This is a genomic window from Halorubrum sp. B52 (assembly GCF_059752555.1).
Genome location: NZ_MWTG01000009.1, coordinates 625,838 through 644,987 on the forward strand (window position 1 = coordinate 625,838; position 19,150 = coordinate 644,987).

Sequence of the window (19,150 nt, forward strand, 5' to 3'; positions counted from 1 at the left end):
CAAAAATGGATCTCCGCGGGCGCGGTCCGGCGCCGCGCCGCCGCTCCCAGCGGCAACCCTTTTGTTCGGGGGTCAGATTGGTAACGACATGAACGACCAGCCCGATTCCGCGTCGGACGACGCCGACGCGGGGTCGGACCGCGCGAGTGAGTCGCCGACCGACGACGAGGGGGCTGCGGGGTCTTTCGACGGGTCGTCCCCGCCGACCGACGCGCCCGACGGCGACGTCTCTCCCGGCGAGGTCGACGCCGAAGCCGACAGCGGTACCGCCGACGGCGCGGCCGACGGTGCCGAGCCGACCGCCGACGGCGACGCCACGGACGCTTCCGAGGCGACCGACGACGCCGCGAACGCCGGCGAGACCGACGCCGACGTCCCGCCGGAGGTCCGCAAGTACGAGCGGTTCAAGAAGATGGACGGCGCCCGCTACGAGCGCGTCAACGAGTTCCTCCGCGACCGGACGTACGTCACGGCCCGGGAGTGGGCGATCGCGCGGCTCTGCGCCGACTTCCGCACCGAGACGGGCGTGGAGATGACGAAGATCGGCGAGAACCTCCCGGAGCTCGTCCCCTTCATGACTGACACGTACACGCCGCAGGCGGTCAACCAGGCGCGCTACTCCTTCGAGGAGAAGGTGACGAAGGCGGGCGCGACGTTCCTCTACGGCGCGATGTCCGGCTTCTTCACCGCCGAGGACTTAGACGAGATGATGTACGAGGTGACGGAGGTCGCGAAGTTCCTCCTGGAGGTCGAGGGGGTCGACCTGGCCGTCGCCGACGAGCTGGAGGCCGAGGACAAGATCAGCGAGGTGATGCGCGAGGTGCGCGCCTCCTCGGCCGGCCTCCGCGGCGAGGAGGTCCGGTGCCCCGAATGCGGGCACGTCCACGAGCCGGCCGAGGAGTAGGGGGGAAGCGAATGGAGCGATTCCCGGAGGCGCTCGGCGGCGTTCCGGACCCGGTGCTGATCGTGGACACCGACGGCGTCGTCCGCGCCGGCAACCCCCGCGTCGAGGCCGTGTTCGGCCATCGACCGGCGGAGCTGGAGGGGACCGACGTCGAGCGACTGCTCTACGACGCGGCCGGCGGCTCGGCCGGCGCCGAACTCTACGGCCACGTCGCCGACCCCGAGCCGCGGTCCATGGCCGCGAGCCTCGACCTGACGGCGCGGCGGCGGGACGGCGCCGAGATCCCCGTCACGGTCAGCCTCGGCCCGTTCGAGCAGGGGGGCGAGACGTACCTCGTCGTCACCGTCGTCGACGTGCGCGAGCGGCGGGCACAGCAGGCCGAGATCCGCCGCCGGACGCGGACGCTGGAGGCGCTCCACGAGGCGACGCAGGACCTCCTGAAGACGACCGATCGCGAGGTCGCCGCGGCGGCCGCCGTCGACTACGTCGAAGAGGTGCTCGGCCACCCGATCGCGGGGATCTGGCTGTACGACGAAGACCGGGACGCGCTCGAGCCGCTCGTGTGGACCGACGCGGCCGAAGAGGTCGTGGGCGAGCACCCCGTCTTCTCGGCCGGCGAGCGGAGCATCTCTTGGCAGGTGTTCGAGTCGGGGGAGCCGGAGTACGTCGCCGACACGGAGACGGACCCGGACCGGTACAACCCCGACTCGCCGATCCGGAGCGAGCTCGTGCTCCCGCTCGGTCGCTACGGGGTCATCAACGTCGGCGCCACCGAGCCCGACGCGTTCGACGACTCCGACCTCGCGGTCGCGCGGATCTGGGCCGCGACCGTGACGATGGTGTTCGTCCGGATCGAGCGCGAGCGACAGCTCCGGGCCCGCGAGGACGAGGTCGCCCGCGAGCGCGACCGGCTCGAGGAGTTCGCCGGCCTCGTCTCCCACGACCTCCGGAACCCACTCAACGTCGCGGCCGGCAACCTCGAACTGGTCCGCGCCCGGCTGGAGGAGGAGGAGGGAGGCGCTCCGCCCGAGCTCGACGCCGTCGCGCGCTCGCTCGACCGGATGGACGCGCTCGTCGAGGACATGCTCACTCTCGCCAGACAGGGCACCGCGCTCGACGAGACCGAGGCGGTGTCCCTCGCGGCGCTGGCCGAGGAGTGCTGGGCGAACGTCGACACGGCGGCCGCCGAACTGGTCGTCGGCGACGACCTCGCGCTGCGCGCGGACGGGAGCCGGCTCCGACAGGCCCTGGAGAACCTGTTCGCCAACGCGGTCGCTCACGCCGGTCCGGACGTCCGCGTCGAGGTTGGCGCGCTCGACGACGCGGACGGGACGGTCGGCTTCTACGTCTCCGACGACGGCCCTGGAGTCCCCGAGTCGGTGCGCGAGGACGCGTTCGACGCGGGCGTGTCGACCGACCGGGACGGGACCGGCTTCGGCCTGAAGATCGTCGCGGAGGTGGCCGAGGCGCACGGCTGGTCGCTCGAACTCGTCGACGCGGAGGACGGCGGCGCGCGCTTCGAGTTCCGCGGGATCGAGGCGGCGGACGCCGGCGACGTTCCGGCCGACGACGCTGACGGCGACACCGACAGTATCAGCGACGACGCCGCCGACTGACCGCTCAGATCCCCTCGAAGGAGGGGAGGTGCCACGCGGAGACGCCGCTCTCACCGACCACGACGTCGACGTTGGGGCCGCGGTCGGCGCTCGGCAGCCCGACCTCGATCCGGCCCTGTCCGGTGACGCCGTCGTCCTCCATGCTGGCGACGACGCGGTAGCCGCCGCGGACGCCGGTGATCTCCAAGAGCTCCACGGCGCTCTCCGGGTCGAGCTCGACCGTCGCCGAGAGGACCGGATCGTCGCTCTCGTCGGTGATCTCGTCGCCGACGCCGCCTCCCGCGTCCGGCTCGTCCGGCGCGCTCCGCCGGTCGACCGTCACCGCGAACTCGCGCGGCTCGCCGGTGACGTTGCACAGCCGGACCCCGAGCGGCGGCGACGCCGTCTCGTCCGGCGGGCGGTCGGCCGCACCGGTTCCGACCCGCCGCCGCTCCACCGGCATCCGGAGCGTTCTGTCGGGGGCGACCAGATACGGCACCGGGCGGCCGTACAGCTCCCCCACCGACCGGGCGCCGTCCTCCTCGTAGTAGGCCGTGCCAGCGTGCTGGGCGGTCGCGAAGCGCTCGTCGCCCGAGGCGTGGTCGAACGTCGCGACGGCGTCGACGGTCACCTCGGTCGCCCCCTCCCTCGCGTGTCGGTTGTGCGCGCGGACCTCCTCGTACTCGGCGACGTACGCCGCGACCGACTCGGGCGAGAGGTCCGCGGGCCGCTCGGGGAGGGCGCGCTCGGCGACGGTCGGGTCGCCGAGCGTGACGAGGTCGGCGCAGCCGGCGAGGGCGCTCGCCGCGCCGCCCGCCGCGACGAGGAGCGCGCGTCTGTCCATAACACCTTCTTCGGCTGACACCTCAAAAGGTCCTCGATGGGACAAGCGCCCGTTTGCGTCTCGCTCGCGGCGTCGGGGGCCAGCGCTCACACGTCGAGCGCGTGGTGCGTCACCGCGTCGGCGCCGGTCGCCCCGTCGGCGTCCGCCCCGACATCGAGGACCGCGACGCGGAAGACGTCGTCGGCGCCCTCGACCGGGATGGGCAGGCCGCCGGGATTCACCCGGACCGTCCCGTCGCGCTCCTCGACGCCGTGCGCGTGGGTGTGGCCGTGGAACACGTAGTCGTAGTCGCCGCAGTCGACGAGGGCGTCGACGACGACGCCGCTCGTCCCGTGGGTGACCGCGACGTCGACGGCGGCCGCGGCGGGGTCGGCGTCCGTGCTCCCGCCGTCCCCGCCGCCCCCGAACGAGAGGACCCCGGCCTCGCCGTGGTAGGTGCCGAACGCCGCGACGGTCGACTGCACCGCCCACTCCCCGTCGTTGTTGCCGCGGACGGCGTGGAAGTCGAAGCCGGCGTCGGGGCCGTCGCCACCGATGTCGAAGGGCGTCACGGAGAAGGGGGCGACGAAGTCGCCGCAGTGGACGACGGCGTCGACGCCCTCGCGGTCGAACAGCGCTACGGCCGCCTCGACGGCGGCGAGGTCGTCGTGGGTGTCGGAGACGATACCGACGCGCATTGGTCGCGTCGACGGTGGCGTCCCGCGACAATAAATGTCGGCCGACGGCTCGCGGATGCTCGGTGATATATAAATGAACCGACCGGAGACCGCGTTCTCACGATCCGTAGATCCGGTTTCCTTTTTAAGCCGATTCGCCGTTCATGTTCGGCCATGACGAGAGACGGAGACGAAACCGGTCGACGCACGGCTTCCAGACGCGGGTTCCTCTCGGCGGCCGCGGCGCTGGGGACGGTCGGGATCGCCGGCTGCGGTGCCCCGCGGGCCGAGAGCACTGCGGCCGCGGAGAACGCGGCCGGCGGCGGCGAGGCAGCGGCCGAACAGGTCGCGGAGTGGTCCGGGAGCGACGCCACCGCCGTGGAGACGGACCACCCGTACACGACCCCGCGGACGACCATCGACCTCGACGAGACGGACGGCGCGGTCACGGTGTCCACGACGCCGTGTCGCCACCAGCTGCTCGGCGACGAGACGAAGGGCGGCCCGTGGGAGCTGCCCGAGGTCTGGGCGTGGCAGACGCCGGACACGGACCCCAGCGTCCCCGGCCCGCTGCTCCGCGTGACCGAGGGGACCGACATGGAGATCACCTACGACAACTCGGAGCACAACCGGCCGCACACGTTCCACGTCCACGGGCTCTCGAAGAGCTGGATGGACGACGGCGTCCCGACGACGACCGGCCAGCAGGTCGCGCCGGGCGAGGAGCACACCTACGAGATCACCGCGAACCAGCCCGGGACGCACTTCTACCACTGCCACTACCAGACGCAGAACCACCTCGACATGGGGATGTACGGGATCCTCCGCGTCGACCCGGAGGGGTACGAGGCCCCCGACAAGGAGGCGTTCATGACGATCAAAGACTGGGACACGCGCCTCTCGGCCTCGACGGCCGGCGGCGACGTCGACTTCAGCCACCGCGACCGCAACCCGGACGCGTTCACCGTCAACGGCCGCTCCGCGCCGTACACCTTCCACCCCGAGCAGGGGTCGCCGCTGATCGTCGAGGAGGGTGACCGGGTGCGGATCCACTACGTCAACGCCGGCTACGAGTCGCACGCGATGCACACCCACAACCACGGCTTCACCGTCGTCGAGAAGGACGGCGGCGTCATCCCGGAGTCCACGCGCCATCGCGAGGACGTGATCCCGATCGCGCCCGCCGAGCGGAAGACGATCGAGTTCACCGCCGACGCCGATCCCGGCGTGTACGCGCTCCACTGCCACAAGGTGAACCACGCGATGAACGGCGACACCTACCCCGGCGGGATGATCGGCGGGATGGTGTACGAGAGCGTCACGGACACCGAACAGTTCGCGTCCGTGATGGAGATGGCCGGCTACGAGGCCTGAGGAGAGAGTCGGTTCGGGGGCGTCTCAGACCTGTTCCGCGCCGTAGACGACGTTGACGCTGACGCGAACGCTCACGTCGCCGGTCTCGACCCCGGTCGCGGCGTCGCCGCCGTCTCCGCCCCCGGCCATCGCGCTCTCGGCGATCCGGTACGGCGTCACGCCGGCGTCCGCGGTGGAGACGCGGTACGCGCCGGTGACCTCGAGCCCGCTCGAGTTCGCGAGCACGGCCGCGTCGTCGTCGGCGTTCGCCATCGCGTTCTCGATGGCCGCCGCGCGCACCTCGCGTTCGCGCTCCTCGCTCAGCCCGAACTCGATCCGCTCCACCTCGTCGGCGCCCCCGTCGATCGCGACGTCGATGACCTCGCCGACCGCGTCCACGTCGTCGATCGTCAGCGCGTAGCTATGGACGCCCTGGTACGTCGTGCGATCCGGATTCTCTCTGGTCTCGTAGGACTCGCGCACGTCGTACCGCTCCGTCCGGATGTCGTCCTCGGTGAGCCCCCAGTCGGTCAGCGCCGCCCGGAGCGACTCGTCCGCGGCGGAGAGCTCGTCGCGGACCGCCGCCGAGTCGTCGCCCGTCGCGGTCACCGCCACGCGGACCGTGGCGCGGTCCGGCTGGGCGGTGGCCTCGCCGTCCGCGGTCACCTCGATGCTCCTGTCGAGCGCCGGTTCCTCGCCCGGGGCCGCGTTCGCGGCGGTCCCCGCCTCTCCGGTCGAGCCGGGGAGCCCCGCACAGCCCGCCAGCGCGACGAGCAGCACGAGCCCGGCCGCGGTCGCCAGTTTTCGATCCATACCCGGGTCGTCGCCGGGGACGCACAATAAGTCGCCGGTGAGACAAAGAGCCGTTTGCGCTATCGGACGCGTCGTCCCGCGTCGCGGTCGATCACGCCCTGTCGTCCGTCTCGTCTTCCGCGCCGTCCGTCTCCCCGTCGGCGTCATCGTCGTCCGGGTCCTCGTGATCGGTGACGACCGACCGCTCCGGCGGGGGACCCTCTCCCCCACCGTTGTCCTCGTCGTCGCCCTCGTCGACGTCGCTCTCGTCAGGGTCCTCGTGGTCGGTGATCACCGCCGGCTCGGCCGGCTCGTCGTCGGTTTCCTCCGCCGTGAACTCCTCGTCGTCGGCGTCTCCCCCGTCGTCCGAGCCGCTGACCGCGAGCGGCGCGGGGCCGGAGTCGTCGGGGCCGGAGAGCCCGGCCCCTTGCGACGCGTCGGGGTCGCGCTCGACCCCGCCGTCCGGCGGGCCGGAGACCCGTCGCCCCGAGCCGAACAGCCGCTCGCGGATCGAGCGGCTGCTGGGGCGCTCGGCGAGCAGCACCGAGGCGTCCACGTCGTTGATCACGTCCAAGTGCAGCGAGTTCGAGACGAGTCGGGAGAGGAGCCCCTTCTCGGTCGCCCCGATGATCACGAGGGTGTTGTTCGCGGCCTCTCGCGCGATCGCGCCCTCGACGTCGCCGCCGTCGTCGACGATCGTCCTCGCCTCCGCGAGGCCGTGCTCGCTCGCCCAGTTGGCGAGGAACCCCTCGCCCGCGGCGCGGTTCTCCGGACCGTCGACGACGTGTAGCACCGTCACCTCGGCGCCGGCGGTCCGCGAGAGCACGCTCGCGACCTCCGCGCCGAGCGCCGAGTCCGGCCCCCCGGAGGTGGGGAGGAGCACCTTCGAGGTGTCGAGGTCGCTCTCGCTCAGGATGAGGAAGTCGCAGGGGAGCTGGTTGGTGAGCTCGTCGATCGGGCGCTCCGCGCGGGCGGCGCTCCACAGCTGGTCCTCGCCCCAGCCCATCAGCACGGCCTCCGGGCGGGTCCGGCGGGCCATGTTGAACACCTCCTCGAACGAGCGGTGCGAGACGACGGTCGACGTGGAGACGTCGACGTCGTACCCCTCGGCGGTGTCGCGGAGGCCGGCCATTCCCTCCTCGGAGACGTCGGCGATCCGGCCCGCGCCGGCCGACAGCGACATCCGCTCCGGCGCCTGCACGACGTGGACGATGTGGACGAGCCCGTCCTCGTGGTCGCTCGCGAGCCGGCTCGCGAGCTCGACGATCGGCCCGTCGGTCCGCGGGTTCGTGATCGGGACCATGATCCGGTGGCCCTCGTTGGCGAACAGCGTCGCCTCCGTGGCGTCCAGGATGGGGACGTACGAGCGCCCCGCGGCCCGGCCGAGCACCCACTCGGGCACCGTCAGCCGGCGGGTCATCCCCTCGAAGCGCGCCTCCTCTAACCGCTCCTCGCTGGTCTGGAAGTAGTTCACGATCGTGACGAGCACCACACCGCCGATGGTGTTGCCCAGGAGGACCGGGAGGACGAAGCCGCCGAGCCCGCCGGCGAGGGTGATCCCGCCGGTGTACAGCCCGAGCTGCTGCGCGAACAGCAGGTACAGCACCTCGGTGAACGAGACCACGACGTGGTAGAGGTTTCCGAGCGGGATCGCGAGGAACGCGAGGTAGACGACGAGCAGGCGGGTGACGGAGTTGGTGGAGGCGAAGCCGACCCAGACGACGCCGGCGACGATGAGACCCGCCATCGCGGCCTTGAAGAAGAGCGGCCAGAAGCCGACGTCGAGCCCGCCCGTCGAGATGTAGATCGCGGCGTCGACGACGCCCTCCTCGGAGAAGACGCCGCCGTACGAGAGCACGACCGCGCCGAACGCGCCCCCCGTGAAGTTCCCGGCGAGGACGATCCCCCAGTGGCGCAACAGCGTCGGGAGGCTGGCGAGCCGTTCCAGGGTCAGCGCCACCGGCGGCAGCGTGTTCTCGGTGTACAGCTGGTACCCCCCGATGATGATGTAGACGAACCCGAGCGGGTAGAGGAGGACGCTCAGGATCGGGTGGGTGTCGGTGGCGGCGGTCAGCGAGACGTACAGCATGAACGTGATCGTGATCGCCAACCCCGCGGCGACGCCGCTGAAGAACAGTTCGCGTCCGCCGGAGGTCACCTCCTCGTCCGCGGCGGCGACGATCCGCTGGAACACCTCGTCCGACGAGAAGCGGTCTCGGACCGCCTCGCCGACCGCCGGCGCTCCGCTCTGGGAGCGCTCGACGACCTCGCGTATCGAGTCGTCGTCGGGCCGTTTCGAATCGGTCACTGTGCTATGGCACTCGGGCCGCGTTAAAAAGTACTTCCACTTTCGGCATGTGCCGGTGAAACCGCCGATCCCGGCATTCTATCCGAGATCGATCCGATATTTTTGCCCATTCGTCGAGAAACGGGGCCGGTCGGTCGGTACGCCGACGCGGCGCCGGATCAGGCGCGCTCGACCGTCACGAGCCGCAGTTCCACCCGCACCTCCTCCCGGATCGTCGCCTCGATCCGGCGGTCGAGCGCCTCGGCGACCCCCTCGACGTCGCTTCCCGGGGGCGTCCCGACCGTGACCACCACGCGCTCGGTGTCGAGGGGCGGGACCGTTCCGCCGCGCTCGACCTCGAGTTCGATCAGCTCCATCCCGGCGTCCATCGCGGCCAGCTCGTCGACGACGGCGGTCCGGACGTCGGACTCGGTCGTCGAGGCGACGTACGAGTCGTACGTGACCCCGCCGAGAAACACCGACAGCACCGCGATGGCGGCGACGAGGACCGCGACGCGTTTCACGAACGCCGAGCGCGCGTCGTCCTCGCGGAACCACCGCTGGGGCCGGTACCCCTCGTACCACAGCACCACCAGCGCCGAGAGGTTGATCGAGAGGACGTTCACCGCGACGATCACGCCCGCGCCGATCACGAGCCGGGGGATCTGAAAGGCGATCCCGATCCCGACGGCGGCCGCCGGCGGGATGAGCGCCACCGCGATCATCACGCCGACGAGCGTCGCGGAGACGCCCGTCATCAGCGAGACGATCCCGGCGACGCCGGCGCCGATCGCCACGACCAGCACCAGGACGTTCGGGGCGAGCCGCTCGGAGACCTCGGCGAGGTCGAGCGGGTCGATCCCGGGGGGAACGAGCGCCAGGGACCGGATCGCGAACGCGAACAGCGTCGCGGCCCCCACCGCGACGACGACGCCGAGCACCTGCATCCGCACGCCGCGCCGGAACATCTCCTCGTCGTCGACGACGGTGCCGATGGCGGCCGACATCGCGGGGCCGATCAGGGGGGCGATCACCATCGACCCCACGACGGTCGCCGGCGAGTCGAGCAGGAGGCCGGCGGTCGCGATCACCGCCGAGATGACGGTCATCAGCACGTAGGTCCCGAGCCCGGAGGCGAGGTTGTCCGCCTTCGCCTGCAGCTCCTCGCGGGAGATCCGGTCGCTCCCGTGCTCGGACTCCTCGGCGTACTCCGCTTCGAGCGCCTCGAACCGTCGGGAGATGACGGTCTCGGCGGCGACGATGACGGTGTAGGTGCTCTCGTCGATCCCCGCCTCGCGGAGGCGTTCGAGGACGGGCTCGACCGCGGCGGTGGGGAGGGGGAACGTCGCGACCGCGGTGTACTCGCGCCCGCTCGTCTCGTCGGTGACGACGTAGTCGACCCCCTCCTCGTCGAGCGCCCGGACCACGGCCGCGCGCTTCCCCGCCGGGATCATGACCTGAACGAGTCGCACGGTGGGTGGTCGCGCCGCCGGCTCTTATATCGGGCGGTGGGGACGTCGGGCCGACCTCCGACCGGTCTCGCGAGAAACGGAACTTTAATGCGCGAATCCCTCGCACCTTCGGACAAGAATGCTCTCGCCGCTGGCTATCGACACGTTCCTGCTCGATTACCATCTCGGGCACGTCATACTGCTCGGGTTCATCGTCTCGCTGCTCGGAGCCGCGCCGCTGAAGTCCCAGCGCGTGATCGCCTCCGTCTTCGGCGGCTTCGGGCTGATCTTCCTCGTCGCGCCGTACACGACGATGCCCAAGACGTACATCCTGATCGGCATCCCGCTGATCCTCGTCGGCGCGCTGCTGTGGACGATGGCCGATAGCTGATCGGCGCGCGCCCCCTTATCAGCCCTCTCCGCGCTTCGCCCTCCCCGCCCAGCGGCGCGGCCGAAGTCGGTCGTCGCTCCCGTCCGTCGTTGTTCGATCCCGCTCCTTTTTGCACCCCGGGCGACACTCCTCGCCATGGTCACGGTACGGGCACCCGCCACGAGCGCGAACCTCGGCAGCGGGTTCGACGTGTTCGGGGCGGCCCTCACGCGGCCGGCCGACGTCGTCACCGTCGAGAAGGCGGCGGAGACGACGATCGAGGTCACGGGCGTCGGCGCGCAGTACATCCCCGAGGACCCCGAGAAGAACACGGTCGGCGCGGTCGTCGAGGCCCTCGACGCGCCCGCGCGCATCCACATCGACAAGGGGGTCCGCCCGGCCTCCGGGCTCGGCTCCTCGGCCGCCAGCGCCGCGGGCGCCGCGGTCGCGCTCAACCGGCTGTACGACCGCGGGCTCTCCCGCTCGGAGCTGGTCCCGATCGCCGCGGAGGGAGAGGCGGTCGTCTCCGGCGTCGCCCACTCGGACAACGTCGCGCCCTCGATCCTCGGCGGGTTCACGGTGACGACGAGCGAGGCGACGCACGCGGTCGACGCCGCGGTCCCGCTGGTCGTCTGCCTCCCCGACGTCGCGGTCTCCACTCGGGACGCGCGCCGGGTCGTCCCCGAGAGCGCGCCGATGGAGGACCTCGTCGAGACGGTCGGCAACGCGGCGACGCTCGCGATCGGGATGTGCCGCTCCGACCCCGCCCTCGTCGGCGCCGGCATGAACGACCCCGTCGTCACCCCGGAGCGCGCCCGGCTGATCACGGGGTACGACGAGGTACGGGCCGCCGCCTTCGACGCCGGCGCCGCGGGCGTCACCGTCAGCGGCGCCGGGCCCGCGATCATCGCCGTCTGCCGCGAGAACCGCCGGCGAGGGGTCGCCGCCGCGATGCTCGACGCCTTCTCAGACGCCGGTATCGACGCCCGCGCCTACCAGACCCGGATCGGGAAGGGGTCGACGGTGTTAGAGGAGTAAGGGCGGGCGACGAGACTCCGAGCGAGCCGCGCTCAACAGTCGTTCTCGATCTCCGCGGTCTCCCAGACCTCGTCGACGAACGCCTCCCGGTCGAGTTCCCCGCGATCGAACGCCGCCGCGGCCTCGGCGCAGACGTGCCACGTGCCGGTCGTGCACTCGTGGAGCGACGCGGCCGTCAACGACACGCCGTCCGGCCGGTTCGACGCGAACGTCGCGGCCAGCGCCGCGATCTCCTCTCGAAACCGGTCCTCCCCGGCGTGGGGGGTTCCGCGATACCTGAGCTCCCAGAGGTCTCCCGCGTCGCTGAATCCGATCCGCTCGGTGCCGTCGTCGTCCGTGAACCGGGTCAACCCGTCGGTCTCCGCCTCGACGGTCGCCAGGAGCTCTCTGGCACCGGGGCTCTCGGGGGTCGCGTTCGCCACGAGGAACCGGTCCTCGTCGTCGCCGGCGGTCGCCAGGCTCTGCGCGCAGCCCTCCTCGGCGACTTTGCCGTCCTCTCCGGGCGTTTCTCCATTCTCTCCGGGCGTTCCTCGGAGACACCCCGCGAGGGTCGCCGCGAGACACCCCGCGGCTCCGGTGAGGCAGCCTCGTCGGTTCATACGCTCGCTATTTTCGGCTAGCGAGTAATGGTGTCGGTCGCTAAAACGTCCGTTTTGGCTTCAGTGACAGCGGGTCACCCGTATCCGGCGTTCCCGTTGTACGCGGGTGCCACACCGAAATCGAAGCTCGCTATTTAAACGCCGCGGCCCTGCAGCTTCTCTTCTTCGGCCATGTCCGCGTTCGACTGGCCCTTCATCCCCTTGCCGGGGCTCTTCGCAATCTCCTTGAGCTTCTCGGGGTCGTCGTAGTTGTTGACCGCCGCGACGATGGACTCGCCCATCGCCGGGGGGTTCTCCGCGCCGAAGATACCCGACCCGACGAAGATGCCGTCACAACCGTGTTGCATCATGAGCGCGGCGTCGGCGGGCGTCGCGATGCCGCCGGCCGCGAAGTTGACGACCGGGAGGCGACCGCGGTCCGCCGTCTCGTGGACGAGCTCCCGGGGGGCGCCGTGTTCGCGGGCCCACTCGTCGCGCTCCTCGTACGCCATCCCTTCGAGCTGACCGATAGCACGCTGGATATTGCGCTGATGGGTGACCGCCTGGTTCACGTCGCCGGTTCCCGCTTCGCCCTTCGTACGGATCATCGCCGCGCCCTCGTCGATACGGCGGAGCGCCTCGGGGAGGTTCCGCGCCCCGCAGACGAACGGAGCGGTGAACTCGCGCTTGTCGATGTGGTAGCGGTCGTCGGCCTGCGTCAGCACCTCGGACTCGTCGACCATGTCGGCGCCCGCGGCTTCCAAGATCTGTGCCTCGGCGGTGTGGCCGATCCGAGCCTTGCCCATCACGGGAATCGACACCTCTTCGATGACTTCTTCGAGTTTCCCCGGGTCAGCCATCCGAGCGACGCCGCCGCGCTTGCGGATGTCGGCCGGGACCGATTCGAGGTGCATCACTGCGACCGCCCCGGCGTCCTCGGCGATCCGAGCCTGCTCGCGGTTGACGACGTCCATGATGACTCCGCCCTTCTGCATCTGCGCGAAGCCGCGCTTGACTAGGTCAGTCCCGCGTTTTAGTCCCTCCAGATCGGTGTCCTCTGCCATATCCTATATGTGGCTCCCCGACCACTTAACGGGTCGCTTTCGCCCGGAATCGACTCGCGTTTCCTCGACGTACCAGCCCGCCGTGAGCCGCTTCCATGTCGGCCTCGCCACGCCGACTCCGTCGCCACCGCAACGGCGAAGTCCCCGCCGCTCGCAGATCCGCGCATGACCACCGGAGCCATCGTCGCCGGCGGGCGCTCGACCCGCTTCGGCGACCGCGACAAGTCCGTCGCCGCGCTCGCGGGCGTCCCGATGATCCGCCGGGTCGCGGACCGTCTCGCCGGGGCGGACGATCCGGTCCCGCCGGGCGCGGCCCGCGCATCGGGCGGCGACCCCGTCGTCGACGACCTCGTGATCAACTGTCGACCCGACCAGCGCGAGGCGATAGCGACCGCCGTCGACGGGATCGGCCTCCCCGTGACGTGGGCGCTCGACGACGAGCCCGACCTCGGGCCGACCGCCGGGATCCGCAACGCCTGCCGGGCCGCCCCCTCCGAGTACGTCGCCGTCGTCGCCTGCGACATGCCGTTCGTCGACCCGGGGTTCCTCGCGTCCCTCCGCGAAGACGCGGCGGGGCGCGAGGCGGCGGTCCCGCGGCTCGACGACCGATGGCTCCAGACGACGCAGGCGGTCTATCGCGCCGACGCGATGGCCGACGCCTGCGACCGCGCGCTCGCCCGCGGCGACCGGAAGGTGTTGGCGGCGTTAGAGGAGCTGGACCGGGTCGTCGTCGGCGACGAGGCGATCCGCTCGCGGACGACGGAACGGACGTTCACGAACGTCAACACGCGGGAGGAGCTGTCGGCGGCGGAGGACGCGGTCGCGGAGGCGGTCGGGGCGGCCGGTAACGGCGACGGCCAGGAGTGATCCCGCGACCGCGACCCCCTCAGTTCTTCAGGAGCTCGTACGCCTCGTTCAGCTCCTTGAACGCCTCCTCGTCGCCGTCCCCGGCGTCGGGGTGGAGCCGCTTCGCCCGCTCTCGGTATGTCTCGCGGATCGTCTCTTGGTCCGCGGTCCGGTCGAGGCCGAGCGTCTCGTACGCGTCGCGCTCGGTCATCCCGCCGGTCGGCGGCGCGCGGTCTCGGGGATCCCGTCGTCCGCCAGCGCCCGGGCCGCGCGCACCGGGACCGCCCGCGCTCCGCGCGCCGCCGGCCGCCGCGCCGCCGAACCCCCCGTCTGTCGCGCCCGCGGTCCGGCGCGCGGAGCGGCGGTGTTCGGCCGTGCGGGCGCGGCGTCGCGCCCGCTCGCGCTCGGTCGGACCGGCGCGGGCGGCCTCCCGGCGGACCCGATCGCGGAGCTTGCCGCTGGCGTGGTACCAGAGGAAGTACGAGACCACGCCGAACGGGACGGCCACGGCCAGCAGGACGGGCGATACCACGACCCCGGCGACGAGCAGCAGGGCCGTCAGCCCGATGAACGTCGCCGCCATGCCGACGATGATCGTCCGATTCGTCACACGCGTACTGAGGCGTCCATCGTTGTAAGGCTCCCGGCGGGGCACGGCTGGGGGCCTCTCCCGGGAGCCGTGTCTCCCCACCCGCGGTCCTCCGTACCGTTTATGCTCACGGGCGCCCGGGTTCGCGGTATGCCAACCCCGGACCGAGCGGTCGCGACGGGGCTCCCGCCGGGCGTCGCCGCCGCCCGCGAGGAGCTCACGCCGATGCTCTCGCAGTACGCGGACCTGTGTGCCGCCCACGAGGACGCGCTGGTGCTGTTCCAGGTCGGCGACTTCTACGAGGCGTTCTGCGAGGCGGCCGAGGCCGTCGCGCGGGTCTGCGAGGTGACGCTCACGGAGCGCTCGGACTCGACCGGCGACTACCCGATGGCGGGGATCCCGATCGACAACGCCGCTCCGTACCTCGAGTCGCTGCTCGACGCCGGCTACCGCGTCGCCGTCGGCGACCAGGTCGAGGACGCCGAGCAGGCGTCCGGGCTCGTCGACCGCGCGGTCACGGAGGTGATCACGCCCGGGACCGTCGTCGAGGACGACCTGCTGGAGGCGGGGACGACGAACTACGTGGCGGCGGTCGCGGCGGACGGTGACGAGGAGGGAACTGATCCCAACGATTCCGTCGGTCTCGCCGCCGTCGACGTCTCCACGGGCGAGTGCCTCGTCACCTCGGGCGACCGCGACGCGGTCGCCGGCGAGCTCGACCGGATCGCGCCGGCGGAACTGATCGCGGGGCCGGACGCCCCCGCCTTCGAGCCCTCGGACGCCGACAACGGCTGGACCGTCCACGAGTACGACCCCGACGCCTTCGGGCGGCGCGCCGCGACCGAGCGGCTGGAGCCGTACCTCCCGGCCCCCGACCGGCGGTTCGACGAGGACTCTGAGATCCGGGCGGCCGGCGCCGTGCTCGCGTACGCCGAGTACACGCAGGGCGACGACGGCCCGCTCTCGTACGTCACCCGCATCCGGCGGTACGACCCCCGCGACCGACTGCGGCTCGACGCCGCCGCCCAGCGCAGCCTGGAGCTGTTCGAGAACCGCGGGCTCGGCGCCAGCGACACGCTGTTCGACGTCCTCGACGAGACGAGCTGCGCGCTCGGTCGGAGGTGTCTGGAGCGGTGGCTCCGGCGCCCGCTCGTCGACGCCGACGCGATCCGGGGCCGCCACGACGCGGTCGGCGAGCTGGCCGACCGCACGCTGGCCCGCGAGGGGGTCGCCGACGCGCTCGCGGCCGCCTACGACCTCGAGCGCCTCGTCGGGCGCGTCTCTCGGGGGCGGGCCGACGCCCGCGATCTGCGCTCGCTGCACGCGACGCTCGCGGTCGTCCCGGAGCTGAAGGCGACGCTGGCGGGGGGCGTCGGCGACGACGCGGAGGGGGCAGACGACGACGCCGATCACCCCCGCACCGATCGCCTCCGTGACCTCCGCGACCGCCTCGACGAGCTGGTCGAAGTCCGCGAGCTGATCGACGAGGCGGTCGCGGTCAACCCCCCGCCGGAGATCACCGACGGCGGCGTGATCCGCGAGGGGTTCGACGACGACCTCGACGCGCTCCGCGCGACCGAGCGCGAGGGGCGCGAGTGGGTCGCCGACCTGGAAGCCAGCGAGCGCGAGCGCACCGGGATCGACTCGCTGTCGGTCGGGCACAATCAGGTCCACGGCTACTACATCGAGGTGACCGACGCCAACCTCGACAGCGTTCCCGACGACTACCGCCGCCGACAGACGCTGAAGAACAGCGAACGCTACGTGACGCCCGAGCTGAAGGAGCGCGAGGAGGAGATCGTCGGCGCCGCCGAGCGCGCGGACGCCATGGAGTACGAGCTGTTCGCCGACGTCCGCGAGCGCGTCGCGAGCGAGACGGAGCGGATCCAAGGGCTCGCGGACGCGCTCGCCGAGCTCGACGCGCTCGCGTCGCTGGCGACCGTGGCGGTCGAGGGCGACTACGTCCGCCCGGAGGTCGTCGACGACCCCGACGCCGGGATCGAGATCGAGGGTGGTCGCCACCCCGTCGTCGAGCGCGCGGAGGCGTCGTTCGTGCCGAACGACGCCGACCTTCCCCGGGGGTCGGTCGCCGTGATCACGGGGCCGAACATGAGCGGGAAGTCGACGTACATGCGGGCGGTCGCGCTGGCCGTCGTCTTGGCGCAGACCGGCTCGTTCGTCCCCGCGCAGGCGGCCTCGCTCCCCGTCTTCGACCGGCTGTTCACTCGCGTCGGCGCCTCCGACGACATCGCGGGCGGCCAGTCGACGTTCATGCGCGAGATGAGCGAGCTGACGGAGATCCTCCACGACGCCGGGCCCGACTCGCTCGTCCTCCTCGACGAGGTCGGCCGCGGGACCGCGACGACCGACGGGCGCGCCATCGCCCGCGCGGCCGCCGAGTTCGTCCACGACGAGCTGGGCGCCACCGCGCTGTTCGCCACCCACTACCACGGGCTCACCGACCTCGCCGACGAGCGCGAGCGCGTCTTCAACCTCCACTTCACGGCCACCCGCGAGGACGGCGACGTGACGTTCCTCCACCGGGTCGTCCCCGGCGCCTCCTCCTCGTCGTACGGCGTCGAGGTCGCCGAGCTCGCCGGCGTCCCCGCGCCCGTCGTCGAGCGCTCCCGGTCGCTGGTGGCGGCCGACGAGACGGGCGAACCGTCCGAGGGCGAGGCCGCGTCCGAGGGAAGCGAGCCGGTGAGTCCGGACGAACCGACCGACGGGGCGGACCCGGACGACGTCTCGCTCCGCGAGTTCCTCGCCGAGGAGCGCGGCGGCGACGCCGGCCGGGACGCCGACGGTCCGGGCGGCGACGAGGTCGTCGACGGCGACGTACCGCCCGAGGCCGGCGGGACCGAAGCCGACGGAACCGAGGTCGACGATCCCGGCGTCGCCCCCGAGAGCGACCTCGCCGCCGACCTCCGCGAGCTCGACCTCGCCCGGACGACGCCGATCGAGGCGCTGAACGCCCTCCACGACCTCCAGTCGAGGCTCGACGATGGCGGGTGAGGAGCGCGCCGGCGGGGACCGGTCGGACGAGACCGCGAGGCCGGCCCGGGAGGCCCCCCGCGTCCGCCGGCTCGACTCCGCCACGGTCGACCGGATCGCCGCCGGCGAGGTCGTCACCCGGCCGGCGCGGGTCGTCGGCGAACTGGTGGACAACGCCCTCGACGCCGGCGCCTCGTCGGTCGAGGTCGCGGTCGACGGCGACGGCACCGACCGGATCCGGGTCGCCGACGACGGCCGGGGAATGGGGCGCGCAGACGCCCGCCGCGCGGTCGAGCGCCACGCGACGAGCAAGCTCGCGCCCGACGGCGACCCGGTCGGCGTCGCGTCGCTGGGGTTCCGGGGCGAGGCGCTGGCCGCGATCGCCGACGCCGCGCGGCTGGAGCTGACGACCAGCGACGGCGACGCCGTGGGGACGCGAGTGGTCGTCGACGGGACGGCTGCGGGAGGGGACGAGGGGAGCGATATCGACGTGGCCGACGCCGGGCGCGCTCGCGGAACCACGGTCGTCGTCGAGGACCTGTTCGCGACCCGCCCGGCGCGCCGGGAGTCACTCGCGGGGGCGGCCGCCGAGTTCGCGCGGGTCTCGTCGCTGGTCGCCGACTACGCGCTCGCGAACCCCGACGTCGCGTTCGCGCTGGACCACGACGGGTCGACCACGCTGTCGACGCCGGGAACCGGCGTCACGGACGCGCTGTTCGGCGTCTACGACCGCGACACCGCCAGCCGGTCGACCGAGCTCGCGGCGGGCGTCGACGTCGGGACGGACGGGGGGGAACCGCTCTCCGTCGACGTCGCCGGCGCGCTCGCGTACCCCTCGGTGACGCGCGCCTCGCGCGACCACGTCCGGGTGTCGGTGAACGGGCGTCCCGTGCGGAACGACCGACTCGCGGCCGCGGTCCGGGCCGGCTACGGGCGCCTGATCCCGGACGGGCGCGAGCCGGTGGCCGCCGTCGACGTCGCGGTGCCGCCCGCCCGCGTGGACCCGAACGTCCACCCCGCGAAGCGCGAGGTCGGGCTGCGCGACGCCGACCGGGTCGCGGACGCGGTCGAGTCGGCCGTCGCGGACGCGCTCACGGGCGCCGACCTCCGGCGAAAGGGGGACGTGGACACCGGGATCGAATCGGCGCTCGACCCGGTCGGCGGGGAGGCGGGCGAGCGGCCCGGGACCTTCGCGGAGGCGGACCCGGTCGGCGTCTTCCGCGACCTCTACCTCCTCGTCGAGGCGGGCGACGAGCTACTGGTCGTCGACGGCCACGCCGCCCACGAGCGCGTGAACTACGAGCGGCTCGCGCGGGCCTTTTCGGACGAGCCGGTGCCGACGGCCGCGCTCGACCCGCCCGCGACCGTCTCGCTGTCGGCCGACGAGGCGGCGGCCGCGGAGGCGCACGGCGACGCGCTGGACGCGCTCGGCTTCGAGACGGAGCCGTTCGGCGGGGGGACCGTCAGGCTCCGGACCGTCCCGGCGCCGTTCGGGCGGGCGGCCGACGCGGACGCGTTCCGCGACGCGCTCGCGACCCTCGCGGGCGGCGAGTCGCCGCGGGACGCCCGGGAGGCGCTGCTCGCCGACCTGGCGTGTCACCCGTCGCTGAAGCGCGGGGAGATCGGGGGGCTGTCGCGCGGCGAGCAGCGCTCGCTTTTGGACCGGCTGGGCGAGTGCGACCGGCCGTACTCGTGTCCCCACGGGCGGCCGACGGTCCTGTCGGTCGACGAGGCGACGTTCGCGGCCGGGTTCGGGCGGGACCGGTGAGGGCGGTACGTGCGGTGAGGGGGC

The 19,150-nt window shown here is 72.5% G+C and carries 16 protein-coding genes; 8 read left to right on the forward strand and 8 right to left on the reverse strand.

Annotated elements, in window-relative coordinates; genetic code table 11:
- Positions 1-88: 88 nt before the first annotated feature.
- Both B4V04_RS11770 and B4V04_RS11775 read left to right on the forward strand, forming a co-directional pair.
- Positions 89-904, forward strand: a complete 816-nt coding sequence (locus B4V04_RS11770) for a DUF5806 family protein (protein WP_498231838.1) — start codon at positions 89-91, stop codon at positions 902-904.
- Positions 905-915: 11 nt separating this feature from the next.
- Positions 916-2,520, forward strand: a complete 1,605-nt coding sequence (locus tag B4V04_RS11775; RefSeq protein WP_498231840.1) for a sensor histidine kinase — start codon at positions 916-918, stop codon at positions 2,518-2,520.
- 4 nt (positions 2,521-2,524) lie between these two features.
- On the opposite strand, the gene B4V04_RS11780 is transcribed toward B4V04_RS11775, so the two are convergent.
- Together B4V04_RS11780 and B4V04_RS11785 are read right to left on the reverse strand one after the other, a co-directional pair.
- Positions 2,525-3,343, reverse strand: coding sequence for a hypothetical protein (locus B4V04_RS11780; RefSeq protein WP_498231842.1), 819 nt, complete (start codon positions 3,341-3,343; stop codon positions 2,525-2,527).
- 86 nt (positions 3,344-3,429) lie between these two features.
- Positions 3,430-4,020 carry a YfcE family phosphodiesterase gene (locus tag B4V04_RS11785; RefSeq protein ID WP_498231844.1) on the reverse strand — a complete coding sequence of 197 codons (591 nt, stop codon included), beginning with the start codon at positions 4,018-4,020 and terminating at the stop codon, positions 3,430-3,432.
- 153 nt (positions 4,021-4,173) lie between these two features.
- Between B4V04_RS11785 and B4V04_RS11790 the strand changes: the two genes are divergently transcribed.
- The gene (locus tag B4V04_RS11790; protein ID WP_498231846.1) at positions 4,174-5,373 is read left to right on the forward strand and encodes a multicopper oxidase domain-containing protein; all 1,200 of its coding nucleotides are present in this window, start codon (positions 4,174-4,176) and stop codon (positions 5,371-5,373) included.
- 24 nt (positions 5,374-5,397) lie between these two features.
- Here the strand turns inward: B4V04_RS11790 and B4V04_RS11795 are convergent, their stop codons facing one another.
- The 3 genes from B4V04_RS11795 to B4V04_RS11805 all read right to left on the reverse strand — a co-directional run bounded on the left by B4V04_RS11795 (position 5,398) and on the right by B4V04_RS11805 (position 9,885).
- Positions 5,398-6,165 (reverse strand): SIMPL domain-containing protein, encoded by a 768-nt coding sequence (locus B4V04_RS11795; RefSeq protein WP_498231848.1) that lies wholly within the window; start codon positions 6,163-6,165, stop codon positions 5,398-5,400.
- A gap of 91 nt (positions 6,166-6,256) precedes the next feature.
- Positions 6,257-8,452 (reverse strand): formate/nitrite transporter family protein, encoded by a 2,196-nt coding sequence (locus tag B4V04_RS11800; RefSeq protein ID WP_498231850.1) that lies wholly within the window; start codon positions 8,450-8,452, stop codon positions 6,257-6,259.
- 158 nt (positions 8,453-8,610) lie between these two features.
- Positions 8,611-9,885: a TIGR00341 family protein gene (locus B4V04_RS11805; RefSeq protein WP_498232456.1), complete on the reverse strand. Its 1,275-nt coding sequence runs from the start codon at positions 9,883-9,885 to the stop codon at positions 8,611-8,613.
- Positions 9,886-10,021: 136 nt separating this feature from the next.
- On the opposite strand from B4V04_RS11805, the gene B4V04_RS11810 reads away from it, so the two are divergent.
- Both B4V04_RS11810 and B4V04_RS11815 read left to right on the forward strand, forming a co-directional pair.
- Positions 10,022-10,273 (forward strand): DUF8006 family protein, encoded by a 252-nt coding sequence (locus B4V04_RS11810; RefSeq protein ID WP_498231852.1) that lies wholly within the window; start codon positions 10,022-10,024, stop codon positions 10,271-10,273.
- 135 nt (positions 10,274-10,408) lie between these two features.
- Positions 10,409-11,290: a homoserine kinase gene (locus tag B4V04_RS11815; protein WP_498231854.1), complete on the forward strand. Its 882-nt coding sequence runs from the start codon at positions 10,409-10,411 to the stop codon at positions 11,288-11,290.
- Positions 11,291-11,322: 32 nt separating this feature from the next.
- Here the strand turns inward: B4V04_RS11815 and B4V04_RS11820 are convergent, their stop codons facing one another.
- Positions 11,323-11,889 carry a DUF8159 domain-containing protein gene (locus B4V04_RS11820; RefSeq protein WP_498231856.1) on the reverse strand — a complete coding sequence of 189 codons (567 nt, stop codon included), beginning with the start codon at positions 11,887-11,889 and terminating at the stop codon, positions 11,323-11,325.
- A 134-nt stretch (positions 11,890-12,023) separates the two neighbouring features.
- Positions 12,024-12,932: a pyridoxal 5'-phosphate synthase lyase subunit PdxS gene (pdxS, locus tag B4V04_RS11825; RefSeq protein WP_144797374.1), complete on the reverse strand. Its 909-nt coding sequence runs from the start codon at positions 12,930-12,932 to the stop codon at positions 12,024-12,026.
- 165 nt (positions 12,933-13,097) lie between these two features.
- Between pdxS and mobA the strand changes: the two genes are divergently transcribed.
- The gene (mobA, locus tag B4V04_RS11830) at positions 13,098-13,799 is read left to right on the forward strand and encodes a molybdenum cofactor guanylyltransferase (protein WP_498231858.1); all 702 of its coding nucleotides are present in this window, start codon (positions 13,098-13,100) and stop codon (positions 13,797-13,799) included.
- 19 nt (positions 13,800-13,818) lie between these two features.
- On the opposite strand, the gene B4V04_RS11835 is transcribed toward mobA, so the two are convergent.
- The gene (locus B4V04_RS11835) at positions 13,819-14,388 is read right to left on the reverse strand and encodes a J domain-containing protein (protein WP_498231860.1); all 570 of its coding nucleotides are present in this window, start codon (positions 14,386-14,388) and stop codon (positions 13,819-13,821) included.
- A 129-nt stretch (positions 14,389-14,517) separates the two neighbouring features.
- Here B4V04_RS11835 and mutS point away from each other — a divergent pair, with 129 nt between their 5' ends.
- Together mutS and mutL are read left to right on the forward strand one after the other, a co-directional pair.
- Positions 14,518-17,379, forward strand: coding sequence for a DNA mismatch repair protein MutS (gene mutS / locus B4V04_RS11840; RefSeq protein ID WP_498231861.1), 2,862 nt, complete (start codon positions 14,518-14,520; stop codon positions 17,377-17,379).
- Positions 17,369-19,126, forward strand: a complete 1,758-nt coding sequence (gene mutL, locus B4V04_RS11845; RefSeq protein ID WP_498231862.1) for a DNA mismatch repair endonuclease MutL — start codon at positions 17,369-17,371, stop codon at positions 19,124-19,126. The genes mutS and mutL overlap by 11 nt, the downstream gene beginning before the upstream one ends.
- Positions 19,127-19,150: the final 24 nt, after the last annotated feature.